A 14,877-nucleotide genomic window follows, 5' to 3' on the forward strand; every position below is an offset into this window, starting at 1 on the left:
GGATCATTCCCCCAGAGTTTTTTTGTAACGGCCTTCGATCATGCGGTTCCAGGACAGCATGACCAGCAGGTTGACCAACAGCAGCGCCACGGCAAGGGTCGCGCCCATCGGCCAGTTCAACTCCGAGAGGTACTGGTCGTAGATCACCGTGGCGACCATTTTCAGACGTCGTCCGCCGAGCAGGCCGGGAATGGCGAACGAACTGGCGGCCAGGCCGAACACGATCAGCGAGCCGGACAGCACGCCGGGCATGACCTGCGGCAGCACGATCAGGCGCATGACTTTCGCCTGGCTGGCGCCCAGCGACAGCGCGGCCTGCTCGGCGGTGGGGTCGAGCTTCTGCAGCGAGGTCCAGACCGGAATGATCATGAACGGCAACATGACGTGGACCAACGCAATGACCACGGCAAACGGGGTGTACAGCAGTTTCACCGGGCGACCGCCCATGAACTGGATGACCTGATTGATCAAACCGTCCGCGCCCAGCAGCAGGCTCCAGCCGAACGCCCGGACCACCACCGAGATCAGCAGCGGCGTGAGAATCAGGATCAGGAAGATCGAGCGCCACGGCGTGCCCATGCGGCAGAGAATGTAGGCTTCGGGGACGCCGATCAGCACGCACAGCAGGGTGACCAGCGCGCTGATCCAGAAGGTGCGCAGGAAGATTTCATAGAAATACGAGTCGGTGACCACGGCCATATAGTTGGCCAGCGTGTAGCTGTCGCTTTTCACCCCGACCTGATAGTCGAACACGTTGAACGACAGCAGCAGAGTCAGCCCCAGCGGCAACACCAGCAAGCCGATATACAGCGCCAGCGCCGGAGCCGACAGCCAATAGCCGCGACCGCCCTGACGCATTTCGCTCAGCAGGCTCATGCGCGCACCTCGTCGGCATCCAGCACGCGCAGCAACTCGGTGGGCCAGTCCATGTCGACCGCCGCGCCTTGTTCCAGCGGCGCCTGGCCGTCGTTGCGACGCACTACCGTCACTTCGCCAATGCCGGTCTGGATGCGATACAGCCACTGGCTGCCAAGAAAGTAACGGGTGACGATGCGCCCGGACAGTCGTCCGCAGCCAGGTGACACCAGATCGATCTTCTCGGGACGCAGGCTGAGGGTCAGGCTGCCATCGCCGGGCACTTGGCGAATCTGCGGGATGCCGCTGCTGTCCAGATCACCCTGCAACATGTTGGCCTTGCCGACGAAACCCGAGATGAAGCGTGTACGCGGGTGTTCGTAGAGCTTGTAAGGCTCGTCGATCTGGGTGATACGACCGGCCTGCATCACCACCACCCGATCGCTGATCGACAGGGCTTCGGCCTGATCATGGGTGACCATCAGCGTGGTAATGCCGACTTCGTTCTGAATGCGGCGGATTTCGAACTGCATCTCTTCGCGCAGGTTGGCATCCAGGTTGGACAGCGGCTCGTCGAGCAGCAGTACTGGCGGCTCGATGACCAGTGCGCGGGCCAATGCGACCCGCTGGCGCTGCCCACCGGACAACTCGCGCGGATAGCGCTCGGCATGCTGACCGAGGCGCACCAGCTCCAGCACCCGTTTGACACGCGGGTGCAACTCGGCGGCAGGCACCTTGCGCATACGCAGGCCAAACGCAACGTTGTCAGCCACGGTCATGTGCGGAAACAGCGCATAGCTTTGGAACACTACGCCAAGGCCCCGGCTGCTGGGTTTGGCGTGAGTGATATCGCGCCCGTCGAGCACAATGCGTCCGTCACTGACTTCGACGAAGCCGGCGATCATTTGCAGGGTGGTGGTTTTGCCGCAGCCGGAAGGGCCGAGCAGAGAAACGAATTCGCCCTTGTCGACGGCCAGGTTGGTGGCAACGACCGCGTCAATGGAGCCGTAGCGTTTGGAGAGACCTTCGAGCTGCAGAAATGCCATGCCTGCTTCCACCTTTGTGCATGCGCGCCGAAGCACGCGTTTGTCATGGGCAGATGCGAAGTGAAGTCATGCAGTTCTGTGGACGTTGGCGCTCGCTCTGAGTCGGCTACCGATGATTGTTCAAATCGCCCCGGTGGACTGAGAGTAGGGCGAAGGCTAGGATGGGCTCAACAAGGAATTTCACTGAATAACATCTTTCTTTGAATTAATTCTTTTGGTGGAAATATAAAGAGATATTGTCATGGATAATTCCACTGATCGGAATATTACGAAAGCTGAAGTCGGTGTGGGAGCCGTTTCCCGTCTGTTCGCGGTACTGCGCTGCCTGGGCGAGTGTGATGAAGGCGGCGAGCGGGTCACGCAACTCGCCCAGCGTGTCGGGCTGTCGCAACCCACCACGCACCGCTTGCTGCGCAGCCTGATGGATGAGGGCATGGTCGAGCAGGATCTGCTCAGCAAACGTTACCGGTTGAGCATTGAGTTTTTCGCCTTGGCGGCCAAGGCGGGTAATACCGGCAACCTGCGTGACGTGGTGCGCCCCAGCCTGTTGCGCCTGTCTGCGTCACTGGGTGACTCGCTGTTTCTGCTGGCACGCAGCGGTTTCGATGCGATCTGCCTGGACCGCAGCGAAGGCCCGTACCCGATCCGCACGTTCACCGGCGACATCGGCGGTCGTGTTGCCTTGGGCGTGGGGCAGGGCAGTCTGGCGATTCTCGCGTTTCTGCCCGAGGACGAGCGGGAAACGGTCATTGCCTACAACCTGCCACGGCTCAAGGATTTTCACCTGTACGACGAGGTGTTTCTGCGTTCGGAGGTGGAAAACGTGCGGCGTCTGGGCTACGCCGGGCGAAACACCGGCGCGTTACCGGGCATGGCCGGGCTGGCAGTGCCGATCCTGGACCGCAACGGTCGTGCAGTGGCTGCGCTCAGTGTGGCGACCATCTCCGACCGGCTGGGGCCCGATCGCCTGATGACCGTAGTTGAATTGCTCAAGCGTGAAGCCACGGCCATCAGCGCCAGAATCAACCCGTTCGACCCGTCGCTGCGTCGGCCCAGCCAGGTGTTTGGGCAGGTTGAATAGGCTGCATGCCTGTTCAGCTCCGAAGCGGCCGTCGGTCTTCGCTCGTTACGCCCATCCGCTGCGGCTCAGGCCTTCTGCCTTGAACACCAGCGCCTTCAAGCCGCCCTCAACGCGAGCGTCGGGGAACTCCGGCGGGTTTTCCAGGCGCTGTTCGAAGCGCAGGCAGGGCGCTTCGATTGCGGTGTGCTGAATCAGAAAGTCCGGTCCCAGTGCGGGATCGTTCATGCACGCCAGCACCGAACCGTTCTCGTCCAGCAACTCCGGCAATCGACGCAGGACACGCTGGTAGTCCTTGTCGAGCATGAAACTGCCTTTCTGGAAGGACGGCGGGTCAATGATGATCAGGTCATAAGGGCCGCAACGGGTGACCTTGGCCCAGGACTTGAACAGGTCATGGCCCAGAAAGGTCACGCGGCTGAGGTCCTGATCATTGAGGCGATGATTCTCGCGGCCGCGATTCAGTGCAGCGCGGGCCATGTCCAGATTCACGACGTGGTCGGCACCCCCGGCCAGGGCGGCGACCGAGAAGCCGCAGGTGTAAGCGAACAGATTGAGGATGCGCTTGCCCTTGGCCTGAGCCTGCACCCATTCACGGCCGTAGCGCATGTCCAGAAACAGGCCGCTGTTCTGCTTTTTGCCGAAATCGACTTTGTAGCGCAGGCCGTTTTCGGTGATCACCCATTCATCCACGACCTCGCCGGTCAGCCATTGCGTGGTGCTCTGTGGCAGATAGCGGTGCTGCAGCAGCAAGGTGTGAGCCTGACTCTGCTGCCACTGGGGCGTGTCGATCAACGCGTGCAACAGCTGCATCAATGCTGCCAGCTCGGATTCAAGAGGCTCCTTGAACACCGAGACCAGCACCACGCCCTGCATCCAGTCGACGGTGATGTGCTCCAGCCCCGGCCACACACGGCCCCGGCCATGAAACAGGCGGCGGGTTTCATTCGGGACGTTGTTCAACGCGTCGATCAGGTGCTGTTGCAGAATCGCGAGTGCTTCAGGGGTCATGGCGCAGATCGGTCAGGAAAAGCGGCGTATGGTAAACGTATTTCAGCAGATGGGCATCGCAGGGTTCAGCGTGGCATGTATTGACGTTGCCAGCGGTGCGGGATTTTCAGCGAAACCAGCCCCAGCAACGCCGACAGGCTGCCGCTGATCAACAGAGCGTTGAGCCCCAGACGATGCTCGAGTAGCGCGCCTATCACGGCCCCGATGAACATGCCGACCCAGGGGACCAGTTGCACGCGCCAGCCGTCCCGGCGTTCCCCCAGCATCCAGCGACCCAGGCCACGACCGAAGCGCGACAGCGCGCCGGTCACGTAAGTCAGGCCGACCGGCAGCCCGTTGACCTGCTCGACGGCGGCGTTGAGCATGCCCATTGCCAGAATCGCCCAGATCAGTGCGAGCATGTTGCTTTCCAGCGGCCATGCGGCAGCCGCACACAGCAGCGTAGCGATGCCCAGCAGCAAGGGCAGGGCACGTCGCCCGCCAAGGCGCGCAACCACCACGCCCAGCGCGTTGCCGGCAATGAAGGCAAGGATTGCGAGGGTCAGACGCACCGTCACGCTCAGGTCGCCATCACTGATTGCGACTGCAAGCCGGGTGGTGTTGCCGCTCATGAACGAAACGAAATCGCCGGTGGCCATGAAGCCGATGGCATCGGTCATGCCGGCCAGAACCGACAGGCTAGCGACCAGGCCCATGCCGACCCGGCCACGCCATTTCTGCATGTTCAGGTGCCTGGGGCTGACGCTGGAAGTGGCGGGCTGTGGCAGCATCGAAGGCCCTCTGGAGCGAAGAAAGCGCGTCTGAACTCGGGTGCAGCGATTTACAGCGGCTTGGCGCGCACGATCCGCTTGGCCTTGACCTCATCAGCATAGGCTTTGAGCTGGTCGGCGTCGCTGTAAAGACGGTTGACCATCTGCAGCACTGCGGTGACATCCACATCGTTCATTTGTGAGGCGAGTTTGAGAATTTCTTCCGCCGTGTTTTCCAGATTGGTTGCTGTCCCTTTCAGGTGTCGCTTCAGCTCCTGAGTCGACTTATTGAGCGCCATACGTGTTCCTGTGCCAAGACCTTGAATTCCATACCCGGAGCATGGCTTTTTCTGCGATAACAAGCAATCAGGCGTGTGCCCGTGCGTCAGGGTATCGGCCGACGCAGGCTGATCTGCAAGGCAAGCTGCTCAATCGTCGCGGGTCAGCACTTCCAGCAGTTCTATTTCGAATGTCAGGTCGGCACCGGGCTTTATGTGTGCGCCCATGCTTCTGTCGCCGTAGGCCAGGTGGGCGGGGACGAATAATTTACGCTTGCCGCCGACCTTCATGCCCATCAGGCCCTGGTCCCAGCCCTTGATGACGCGCCCGGTACCGATCACGCATTGGAACGGCTTGCCACGCTCGTGGGAGGAATCGAACACCGTGCCATCTTCCAGGGTTCCGGTGTAATGCGTGGTGATCAGCGCACCCTTTACCGCTGCCTTGCCCTCGCCGGGGTGCAGATCGGTAATCTGTAATTCTTTGCTCATTGCCATGCTTCCGGTTGCAGCGCGCTCTGTGATTGGCGCGAGCGGGCTTTCTCGCAGAAAAGCCGCTTCCTGACAAGCCGGTCAAACAAAAACGGGGGAAGCTTTTGCTTCCCCCGTTTGGTCGAACCCAGTAACTGTCAGAGATTCTGCGAGCTGACCACCATGGCCTGCGCGATGTTCTCTTTCTGCTCTTGAGTGAAGCCGTCCCAGATATTGGTCTTGGCGTAGTAACCCAGGCCAGCCAGGCAATAAAGGCTGAGGGTCAGAACGATGACGATCGAAACAAACGTCCAGCGGCCTTCGTCATCGTTTTCGCGTGTGAAGCTGCGCGAATAGTTGTCCTCTGCGCTGCGGAAGAACAGCGCAGACGACAGACGCTTGAGCCACTGAAACAAATGAACAACAACGATGCGCAGCATGGGTAAATCACCTCAAAGGTTAAGAAAACGGGTTGCCGGGATGCCGTCGAGGGCATCGAATGCAAAAGCTGAAAACGAAAAAAGCCCGTCTATGACGGGCTTTCTTTTTATGATTCTGTTCAGGCGAGCAGTGAAGGGCGACGTTGAATAAGGATCGCGGGAAGCACTGCGTATGCCTGACGTTATGGAAACATTTTAAAACAAATGGATTGGCGCATCTACCCGCGCCATTCTGTTGTCAGACAACTGGTAGTGCCTTGAGGTGTGACAAAACGTCGCCCCATGCTCATTTACTGCTCGGCAAGCAGCACGCTCGGTGGTCAAGTCTTGTAATACTTTCCCAACGTACGAAACATCTATGGGTATTGTACGATCAGCGCCCGTATTGATTTTCAGGACTGTATGAATACCCTCCAGGAGCCTCCGAGTTGTCTTCCTTCCATCGCGTATGGCTGGCCGGTGATCTCACTGTTACCGAGCAGGCCGCTTCATTCGAACGTCTCTCCACTTAACCTCTTGCACTGCATGGATTCCGGCAGACCTTCGCGTTCTGACGCTGCAACGCCATGCCTGACGTTCAGCGATGGCGTCTGGTCTACAGTGACCCATACCCACCCCTGCCATTTTTATCGTGAGGCTGCATAAACCATGGAATGGATCGCTGATCCCACGGCATGGCTTGGCCTGCTGACCCTTATCGTGCTGGAACTGGTGCTGGGCATCGATAACCTGGTGTTCATCGCCATCTTGGCCGACAAACTGCCCCCTGAACAACGCGACAAGGCGCGCGTCATTGGCCTGTCGCTGGCGTTGATCATGCGCCTTGGCCTGCTGGCGAGCATCTCGTGGATGGTGACGCTGACCGAGCCGTTATTCGAGGTGTTCGGCAAGACGTTCTCCGGTCGCGACCTGATCATGCTGTTTGGTGGTGTATTCCTGCTGTTCAAGGCCACCATGGAACTGCACGAGCGCCTGGAAGGGCATGTCGCCCAGCGCGCCGGTAATGCGGGCTATGCGTTGTTCTGGCCTATCGTTGCGCAGATCGTCGTACTGGACGCCGTGTTCTCGCTGGATGCGGTGATTACCGCCGTCGGCATGGTCGAGCACCTGTCGGTGATGATGATCGCGGTGATCTTCTCCATCGGCCTGATGATGATTGCCAGCAAGCCGCTGACCAAATTCGTCAACAGCCGCCCGACGGTGATCATGCTGTGTCTGGGCTTCCTGATGATGATCGGTTTCAGCCTGACCGCCGAAGGCCTGGGCTTCCATATTCCCAAGGGCTATCTGTATGCGGCCATCGGCTTCTCGATCCTCATCGAGGTGTTCAACCAGATCGCCCGCAAGCGCAGCAAGAAGTCGGCCCATGGTCACCTGCCGCGCCGCGAGCGTGCGGCTCATGCGGTGATGCGCCTGTTGGGCGGTCGCAAGCTGGAGTCTGGTGACGTCGATGAGGAAATCACCGACATGCTGGATGGGGAAAGCAGCGAGCCGGTGTTCGACCGTCGTGAGCGCGTGATGATCAGCGGCGTACTGCAGCTGGCAGAGCGGCCGATTCGCACGGTGATGACGCCGAGGGCCGAAGTCGACTGTATCGACCTGAACGACAGCGCCGAGAAGATCCGTCTGAAACTGATGCATTCGTCCTACTCGCGTCTGCCGTTGATTGGCGAGCGCGGTATCGATGAGCCGCTGGGCTTCGTGCACAAGAAAGAGTTGTTCAAGGAACTGTTGTCCGGCAACGAGCCCGACTTGAAACTGATGTCGCGCAAGGCCATCAACCTGCTGGAAAGCTTCACCATCCTCAATGCCCTGGAGCAGATGCGCAAGGAATCGACGCACATCGCCTTCGTGGTCAACGAGTTTGGTGACTTCATCGGTGTGTTGAGCATGACCGACATTCTCGAGTCCATCGCTGGCCAGCTGCCTGACGCCAGCGAAGTGGAAGGCCCGGACATCGTCGAGCAGGGCGAGGACTTCGTGGTATCGGGTGCCTTGAACCTGAGCCTGATTCGCGAGCGCACTGGCTTCCAGGCCAAGGCGACCGAGGATTATCAGACCCTGGCCGGACTGGTCATGAGCCTGCTGGATCGCCTGCCGTCTACCGGCGACAGCCTCAGCTGGCAGGGCTGGAACCTGCACGTCGTCGGCGTGGAAGAGCGTCGAGTGACTCGGGTGTTGCTGCAGAAACAGCCCGATATGGGTTCTGGCAAATAAGCACCGAGCTGTAATACAAGACGGGGCCTGCTCATGCTGAGCAGGCCCCGTTTTCATGTGTGCGTCGCGCTTATTTTCGACGCGGACGCGACACCACGGATTCGATATTCTTGCGGCCAATCAACTTGGGCTGCGCAGGCTCTTTAGCCACCGGCTCATCAGCCAGCCACTTGAACATCACCAGACAATCCACCAGGCCCAATCGGGCATGACGATAAGCCTTGGGCAACCGCCCGACCGTCTCGAAACCCAGCTTGCTCCACAACCCGACCGCCACCTCATTGCTGGCGACCACCGAATTGAACTGCATCGCCAGGAACCCGCTGTCGCGCGCCAGTTGCTGCGAATGCTCGCACATCAACCGCGCCACACCACGACCCCGCGCCGCGTCCGTCACCATATAGCCACAGTTGCACACATGATTGCCCGGGCCTGCCGCATTGGCCTTCAGGTAGTAGCTGCCCAACAGCTGACCGTCTTCCTCGGCAATCAGCGTGTGCAAGGGCGCCTTCATCCATAGATCGCGGGCTTGCTCCTGAGTGAGGGCAGGGTCGTAGGCGTAGGTTTCCTGAGCGATGACGACAGCCTGAAAGGTGGGCCAGAAGCGCTCGAAATCTTCCGGGGTCATGGGGCGGATCTGTATCATGGTGAGGCCTTGGTGGGTAGGGCTTGAATTCCGGTGTGTACGTTAGCGTGGGTGTGCTACCACTTCCAGGCTTTTTCGGTGAACTCGGCCGTGGACGGGAGCACGGTGTGCAGAAAATTCAGGTACTTGTTGAACAGTAGCTCGTGCTGGAATCGGGCTTCGAAGCCGAGTGTGATGTCAGTGCGGTGCGTGATGATCATCAAGCGTTTGCGGTCGACAGTGACGAAGTTGTACTCGCCCCATGGCAGGCTTTGTTCGTGGTGGATGGGGTTTTCCCAGTTGAGTAGCTTGATGGCTGCGATGAATGCCATGGCCACGGGGCCGATCAGGAAGAGCAGTGAGCCGGTTAGGGTGGCTACCATGGCGAACAACAGGATGACGGCTATGGCGATGCCTTTGAAAAAGGAGGAGGCGAAGTCGGGGTAGTGGAGGTAGTACTCGAGGTGGGCTCTGTCGGTTTTGATGGTGTAGTTGTAGATTGTTTTTTGGCGGATGAGTAGGCATAGGTAATAAGCAAGAATTCCGGCAAGCGCGAGTATCGTGCCCACTAATGAGTAGAGACTGTCTGAAAACATTATCCAGCCTCCCCACATGTAAAGTGTGCTTCCTGTCATGTAGACTGCAATGAATATGGACTGAGTTATCTTCATTTCTCTAGGCGATCTAGCAAATGTTTTGATCTTCCAGTTCAGAACGTCTTTACTTTTCGGCAGATACAAGGCTTTTTCTTGTTGATTCATACAGGTGTACCCTCTGCTACTTCCAGAGTCAGTGTGCCAATCCTGCTTGATGCCTTCACTTCAAGCTCCACAGCAGCCAAACCATCGATAGCAGTATCGCCTCTTGTGCCAAGCTCCATCTGAAACAGATAGCTTCTATCGTCCTCGCCAGGATTGATCAGATTGGCCGGGTACCAGATTTGCAGCTCAAGATATGTTGCGTCCTTGTGGAGCGGCACCCACGTTTCCCAGATGAGGTCTTCATTTTCAGGTGGCATGAGCGGATAGGTGAAATCTTCACTCGCCTTTCCAGCTGGCTTGTTGGTAAGCGTCCCGAACTGTTTGGCCTTCCTGAATTGCCCGCTGTCCAGAAAAGTTTGATGCAGCGGGTCGTCTATTTTTTCTACAGGTAGCACTCCCCATGGTCGCTTGCTGCTGACGATGTTGAAGTGCACGGACTCTCCGCGTACCAGCTTTGGCAAGCGTACTTGCACTCCAGCGCCATTTTGTACCGCTACGCTGTAGTAGTCGCCTTTACCAAGATAACGATTCTCATAATGCACGGTGCTTTTAACATGAATCTGTGGAGACAATTGAATTTCCATCAATGCGCGTACTTCTTCACTCTCGCCTTCGGCAGTCTCGGGGTAGCGATAGTCCAGGGTTCTCGACCAACAGCACTTGCGTAGCCACCAGCCCACACTGTCTTGCTTGAAATAACTCAAAGCCAGCGTAGTAAAAAGATATATAGATCCTATTACGAGCAGCGCCACACTGAACCATGGACTCATCGCAACAACTGTAAAGGTGCTTGCTGGGGACAATCCTGCCATCAATTGAAAAGTTGAGCCTACTCCCATTGCGAATATAGAAATGCCTTTTACAATAATTGCGTTTTTTTCCTCTGATGTTTTCGCTGCGTAAAAATCATTTGTGACATCAAATAGTTCAAGCGTAACCGCCGCCAGCCCAAACCCACCCATAGCCACCATCGAAACCCTGAACCCACGTATCGCATCACTCCACGCCGCATTTCCCTTCGCCCTCCAATAACCCGCAGAGCGATCCAGAATCCCGACATTCTTGCCATCGATCAGCACCGGCGTCGCATCCCTGATAATTGCCCACGGCGCTTCAACAAACACCGCCATCAACAAGTTAAAGCTATACCCCAACCCATACGTCACCTTGCCGATGTCCTTGGCACTGAAGTCTCCATCCCGAGTAAGGTCGCGATAAGTGAAGGCGGTGTTGATGAAGTTGAGCATGATCACGCTCCAGGTGATCGAGCCGGCAATCCCTCCCAGTCCATCGAGCCAGCGTTTGGCGGTCGCCAGCCAGTCTTTGGTGATGGCTTTTCCGGACTGGAAGTACAGGCGAATCTCGCCCTGCAATTGCTTGGCGTACTGGTTGTTCTGAAAGTCGAGCAGGGCGGGCATGCTCAGTTCGTGCAGGCGAAGCTTTTGCTCGAGCGTGCGCAGGTGGCTAGCGATGCTTTTGCGGGGGTTGTAAGCGGTTGGGTAGAGCCAGCTGCGACGCGTGTCGCTGATCTGTTTGTTGAGCACCTGCCACTCACTGATCCAGTTTTTCAGCTTCGCGAGCATCTTGTGATCGATCGCGATACGCGCCTTCGAATCGAGCAGGATCTGGCCGATCAACAGCGTGCGTATCAGTGCAACGATGTTCTGCTGCTTGCCCACCGCCAGGCGGCTGTCGATGGGTACCCAGGCCAGCAGGATACTTTCGAACGTTGCCTTGCCTGCGCTGCTGGCCAGTTGGCCGAGAGCTTTGAAGGTGTCCTGAACGGGTTGTTTCAGCGCCTTCATCCACGGCTTGTCGGCAAAGCCCTGATGATTGAGCGTGCCGTTGAGTTCGCCGATTCGGGTGGCCAGGTTGGTCACGTCGCCAAGGCCGTTCAGCAGCGCGTTGGCCTCCTGATGCAGCGCGTGTTTGAGCGCCGGTGAGAAGCCGTAGCGCAAGGTGCCAAACAGGCTGCTGTCGTTGGCCTCCTGCTCGGCGAGCCAGGCGCTGGCGGCGTTGTCCTGAGCGTAGATGATCTGCAGGTTAAGCATGAGCGTTTGCAGATAAAGCAGGCTTTCAGGGTGTGTGGTGTCGACAAACAGCTTGAGCGGTTCCGTGCCCAGATGGGTCGACCATTGCCGAAAGTCGCTTTGCGTGTCACGCACCTGTTGCAGCAGTGTGTCGCCGGTTGGCAGGTGCTGCTGAAGGTATTGGCGCGCACCGCTCAGATCGACCTCGCGCCGCCATTTGTGGCGATCTTTCCAGGCTTGCAGGGCCTCGTCGGAGGGCGCGCTGCCGTAACGCATTTCAATCGATTTGCGCATGTCCAGGCTCTTGAACATGTCCGGCATCAGCAGAAAATCGCCGGGAACGTTACTGCTGCTGATCTGCGCTTCCTCAAGGATGCACTGCTCGAAGTAAGCTTCGAGCTCGCCCAGATACTGGTGAGTGAGCGCGGCATTACCGCGCACCGATGCCGGCAATTTCTCCGGTTCGCCTTCAGCGCCACACAGTGCGGTGACCGTCTGGGCGATCTGGATCTTGTGTTCGTACTCGGCTTGCCAGTTGCGGTAAGCGGCCTGATCGGCGGCCAGTTGCATGCCCAGATCGTTGAAAATGGCCAGCGGGTCATCAAGGGCGATGAGCAGTGAGCTGTGCTGGTCTTCAACGCTGCCCTGCCAGAAAACGTCAGCGCCGATTGGCGAAAACAGCGGCTGGGTTTCTTCGCTGGAGGCCTTGGATGTAGGAATCTCCGAGTCTGCAAAGCGGTCATCATCAACCACATGCTCCTTGTCGATGTCCGCCACCGCTTCGGCAACGCGGTTCAACGGCAAGGTATCCGGCTCGGCCATGGTCATGCAGTAGCGTTTCAGATCCAGCGCTTTCATCCATGCAGAGCGGCTTGCCCGGTTCGAACGCAGGTGTTCGCATGTTCGCCACGTCCATTGCAGCGGAGAAAAGGCGATATGAAGCCGGTTGTTTCGCGGATAGAGCAGGAAGGGTTTGCCATCGTCGGCACCGCTTCGCCGGTCACTGCCAAGCTGCGTATCGGTCCAGACAATACGGCTCAGGTTGCCGGTGGCGGCTGACACCGCGTACTCGTGCAACGTTTCGGCAGTCTCGTCATAGACATACACGTAGCCGTCATACAGCTGGCGAAGGGTATAGCTGCGTGTTTTCAGCTTCGGCATCACCGCCCAGCGGCTGCCCTTGAGTAGCGGTTTCAGCTTCTGGGGAGCGGTATCGTAGCGGGAGCGATCCAGCGCATAGCGCACGGGCACGATGGCGACGTCAGGTCCGCGGAAGGGACACAGGCTGGTGGCCGTGGCGGGAGTTTTGGCGAACGTTGCAGCACGTCGTTGAGTATGGGTGCCGGATTTGTCGGTCATGCATGGAATCTCTGCGCAGAAACGGTCGATATCGCCCGCTGTATGCAGAGGTGCATTCCAAGATATGTGCCGACTGTCTACTTATCTATAAAAAACAAATAGATAGGAATTTAAAGCAAAGACATCGAGCAAGAAAAGCGTGAAATAGTGCGCAAGTATCTGCACACGTGCGCTGACTCGCGCATGCTCGCTGCATCGCTTTGAATATAGAGCTTTGCTGGTTAAGCCCCGGCCATCGGATGCGCAAAAATTTGCGCATCTATGTTTTGCATGCAGCCTTTAGCCGACTAAGTGTCGTGCCTGTCGAACCCTACTCACACCCTGTATCCATTCCCCCCTCACCCCCATCCCACAAATAAAGCACGATACCCGCCCATCGCTCATATCAAGGAATGATCCATGTCGCTGGCTATCGTCCATAGTCGTGCCCAGGTCGGGGTGGAAGCCCCGGCGGTTACTGTTGAAGCGCATCTGGCCAACGGCCTGCCGGCCCTGACGCTGGTGGGCTTGCCGGAGGGGGCGGTCAAGGAGAGCAAGGACCGGGTGCGCAGCGCCATTCTCAATTCCGGGCTGGATTTTCCAGCGCGGCGGATCACGCTCAACCTTGCGCCGGCTGATTTGCCCAAGGATGGCGGGCGGTTCGATCTGGCGATTGCGCTGGGTTTGCTGGCGGCCAGCGGGCAGGTGCCGCTGGTTGCGTTGCAGGATGTCGAGTGTCTGGGCGAGTTGGCGTTATCGGGGGCGATTCGGCCGATTCAGGGTGTGCTGCCTGCTGCGCTGGCGGCACGTGCGGCGGAGCGGACGCTGATCATTCCGGCGGTGAACGCCGAGGAAGCGTGTTTGGCGTCGGGGCTGCGGGTGATTGCGGTGAGCCACTTGCTGGAGCTGGTCGCGCATTTCAACGGGCGCACGGTGATTGCGCCGTATCAGTCCAGCGGCCTGCTGCATCATCCCAAGCCGTATCCGGATTTAAGCGAAGTGCAGGGCCAGACGGCGGCCAAGCGTGCGCTGGTAATCGCCGCTGCCGGTGCGCATAACCTGCTGTTCAGCGGGCCGCCCGGCACTGGCAAGACGCTGCTTGCCAGCCGCCTGCCGGGTTTGTTGCCGCCGCTGGACGAGCACGAAGCGCTGGAGGTGGCGGCGATTCAGTCGGTTGCCAGCCAGGTGCCGCTGACCAGTTGGCCGCAGCGGCCGTTTCGCCAGCCGCATCACTCGGCGTCCGGGCCGGCGTTGGTAGGCGGTGGCAGTCGTCCGCAACCTGGCGAAATCACGTTGGCGCATCACGGCGTTCTATTCCTTGATGAGCTGCCGGAGTTCGACCGCCGCGTGCTGGAGGTTTTGCGCGAGCCGCTGGAGTCCGGGCATATCGTGATTTCCCGGGCGCGGGATCGCGTGCGCTTTCCGGCGAGGTTCCAGTTGGTGGCGGCGATGAACCCGTGTCCCTGTGGCTATCTCGGTGAGCCGACCGGGCGCTGCCGCTGTTCCACTGAGCAGGTGCAGCGCTATCGCAACAAGTTGTCCGGCCCGCTGCTGGACCGGATCGACCTGCACCTGACCGTCGCCCGCGAAGCTACCGCCCTCAACCCTGACCCGACCACCAGTGAAAACACCGCCAGTGCCGCAGCTGTGGTCGCTGAGGCGAGACACCGTCAGCAACGTCGTCAGGGCTGTGCCAATGCGTTTCTCGATCTGCCGGGGCTGCGTGAGTACTGCGCGCTGTCCAGTGTCGATGAAAGCTGGCTGGAGACGGCGTGCGAGCGTCTGACCCTGTCGTTGCGCTCGGCGCATCGATTGCTGAAGGTGGCGCGGACTTTGGCGGACCTGGAGCAGGTGGATGCGATCAACCGCAGCCATCTGGCCGAGGCGTTGCAGTATCGGCCCTCAACCAATTGACCGTCCAAACGCAAAAACTCGCCGTCAACGATCAAGTCGACGGCGAGCCTTGGGTCAGCCAAAG

Annotated in this window: 13 protein-coding genes; 3 read left to right on the forward strand and 10 right to left on the reverse strand. The window is 58.9% G+C overall.

Annotation, left to right across the window (positions count from 1 at the left end; all coding sequences use genetic code 11):
- Positions 1 to 3: 3 nt before the first annotated feature.
- Together PI739_RS06695 and PI739_RS06700 are read right to left on the reverse strand one after the other, a co-directional pair.
- Positions 4 to 876 carry an ABC transporter permease gene (locus PI739_RS06695; RefSeq protein WP_054081795.1) on the reverse strand — a complete coding sequence of 291 codons (873 nt, stop codon included), beginning with the start codon at positions 874 to 876 and terminating at the stop codon, positions 4 to 6.
- Positions 873 to 1,901, reverse strand: a complete 1,029-nt coding sequence (locus tag PI739_RS06700; protein ID WP_003367309.1) for an ABC transporter ATP-binding protein — start codon at positions 1,899 to 1,901, stop codon at positions 873 to 875. Before PI739_RS06700 ends, PI739_RS06695 begins: the two co-directional genes overlap by 4 nt.
- 241 nt (positions 1,902 to 2,142) lie before the next feature.
- Here PI739_RS06700 and PI739_RS06705 point away from each other — a divergent pair, with 241 nt between their 5' ends.
- Entirely contained in the window at positions 2,143 to 2,982 is an 840-nt protein-coding gene (locus tag PI739_RS06705) for an IclR family transcriptional regulator (protein ID WP_003432861.1), read from the forward strand.
- Between the two features lie 45 nt (positions 2,983 to 3,027).
- Here the strand turns inward: PI739_RS06705 and PI739_RS06710 are convergent, their stop codons facing one another.
- From PI739_RS06710 to PI739_RS06730, 5 genes are all read right to left on the reverse strand, one after another.
- Positions 3,028 to 3,990: a class I SAM-dependent methyltransferase gene (locus PI739_RS06710; protein ID WP_044310560.1), complete on the reverse strand. Its 963-nt coding sequence runs from the start codon at positions 3,988 to 3,990 to the stop codon at positions 3,028 to 3,030.
- Between the two features lie 65 nt (positions 3,991 to 4,055).
- Complete coding sequence (locus tag PI739_RS06715) at positions 4,056 to 4,760, reverse strand: YoaK family protein (protein ID WP_032609373.1); 705 nt, start codon at positions 4,758 to 4,760, stop codon at positions 4,056 to 4,058.
- A 50-nt stretch (positions 4,761 to 4,810) separates the two neighbouring features.
- The gene (locus tag PI739_RS06720; RefSeq protein ID WP_003317903.1) at positions 4,811 to 5,038 is read right to left on the reverse strand and encodes a hypothetical protein; all 228 of its coding nucleotides are present in this window, start codon (positions 5,036 to 5,038) and stop codon (positions 4,811 to 4,813) included.
- Between the two features lie 129 nt (positions 5,039 to 5,167).
- Positions 5,168 to 5,509, reverse strand: a complete 342-nt coding sequence (locus tag PI739_RS06725) for an FKBP-type peptidyl-prolyl cis-trans isomerase (RefSeq protein ID WP_003432857.1) — start codon at positions 5,507 to 5,509, stop codon at positions 5,168 to 5,170.
- Between the two features lie 137 nt (positions 5,510 to 5,646).
- Positions 5,647 to 5,928 carry a hypothetical protein gene (locus PI739_RS06730; RefSeq protein ID WP_002553776.1) on the reverse strand — a complete coding sequence of 94 codons (282 nt, stop codon included), beginning with the start codon at positions 5,926 to 5,928 and terminating at the stop codon, positions 5,647 to 5,649.
- A gap of 648 nt (positions 5,929 to 6,576) precedes the next feature.
- Here PI739_RS06730 and PI739_RS06735 point away from each other — a divergent pair.
- A complete protein-coding gene (locus PI739_RS06735) occupies positions 6,577 to 8,145 on the forward strand; it encodes a TerC family protein (protein ID WP_003367323.1) in 1,569 nt (522 codons plus the stop codon).
- 70 nt (positions 8,146 to 8,215) lie between these two features.
- Here PI739_RS06735 and PI739_RS06740 read toward each other — a convergent pair whose 3' ends face one another.
- The 3 genes from PI739_RS06740 to PI739_RS06750 are packed head-to-tail and all read right to left on the reverse strand — an operon-like array spanning position 8,216 to position 12,920.
- Positions 8,216 to 8,791 carry a GNAT family N-acetyltransferase gene (locus PI739_RS06740; protein ID WP_003367325.1) on the reverse strand — a complete coding sequence of 192 codons (576 nt, stop codon included), beginning with the start codon at positions 8,789 to 8,791 and terminating at the stop codon, positions 8,216 to 8,218.
- Between the two features lie 56 nt (positions 8,792 to 8,847).
- Complete coding sequence (locus PI739_RS06745) at positions 8,848 to 9,531, reverse strand: hypothetical protein (RefSeq protein WP_058397288.1); 684 nt, start codon at positions 9,529 to 9,531, stop codon at positions 8,848 to 8,850.
- On the reverse strand, positions 9,528 to 12,920 hold the full coding sequence (locus PI739_RS06750) for a toxin VasX (RefSeq protein ID WP_333782051.1): 3,393 nt from the start codon (positions 12,918 to 12,920) through the stop codon (positions 9,528 to 9,530). The genes PI739_RS06745 and PI739_RS06750 overlap by 4 nt, the downstream gene beginning before the upstream one ends.
- Before the next feature lie 399 nt (positions 12,921 to 13,319).
- Between PI739_RS06750 and PI739_RS06760 the strand changes: the two genes are divergently transcribed.
- A complete protein-coding gene (locus PI739_RS06760) occupies positions 13,320 to 14,813 on the forward strand; it encodes a YifB family Mg chelatase-like AAA ATPase (protein WP_074806554.1) in 1,494 nt (497 codons plus the stop codon).
- Positions 14,814 to 14,877: the final 64 nt, after the last annotated feature.

Origin of the sequence: Pseudomonas cerasi (genome assembly GCF_027983475.1) — a bacterium.
GTDB lineage: Bacteria > Pseudomonadota > Gammaproteobacteria > Pseudomonadales > Pseudomonadaceae > Aquipseudomonas > Aquipseudomonas cerasi.